The following is a 447-nucleotide window of genomic DNA, read 5'->3' as shown; positions in this document are numbered from 1 at the left end:
TCCTTTTAATTTATATTTAGATACTTGGTTTCTTGACTGAGCACTGGTCACCCGATAGTTGGATCCGCAGCGAAGGTTTTCGCACCAACACAAAGTAGGAAAGGAAAGCCAGAATACTTGAGAACAAGATGATGACACCCATCGGAACACCTGTATACGCCCCTGCTATTCCCACAAGTGGAGCACTTAATGCGCCAAGTACAAATGGCAATACGCCTAATAATGCTGAGGCACTTCCCGCAATATGGCCTTGCGTTTCAATCGCTAAAGTAAATGATGTGGTGCCAATCATACTGATGGAAGCTATAAAAAAGAAAATCGGAATGACAACGGCGAAAAGCGGTGCGTTTAATAGTAAAGCGATGAGTAAAACGGCACCTGCTATATTAGCGATGGCTAACCCTATTTTTAAGAAGGTCCGCTCCGGAATGATGTCTGCAAAGCGGC

The 447-nt window shown here is 44.3% G+C and carries 1 pseudogene; it reads right to left on the bottom strand.

The window, feature by feature from the left end:
• Nucleotides 1-16: 16 nt before the first annotated feature.
• Nucleotides 17-447, bottom strand: a pseudogene (locus V7659_RS30315) (MFS transporter); the annotation flags it as partial.

This window comes from Neobacillus drentensis, from assembly GCF_036966985.1.
GTDB lineage: Bacteria > Bacillota > Bacilli > Bacillales > Cytobacillaceae > Neobacillus > Neobacillus drentensis_E.
This window is presented reverse-complemented; position numbering and strand designations above follow the sequence as displayed.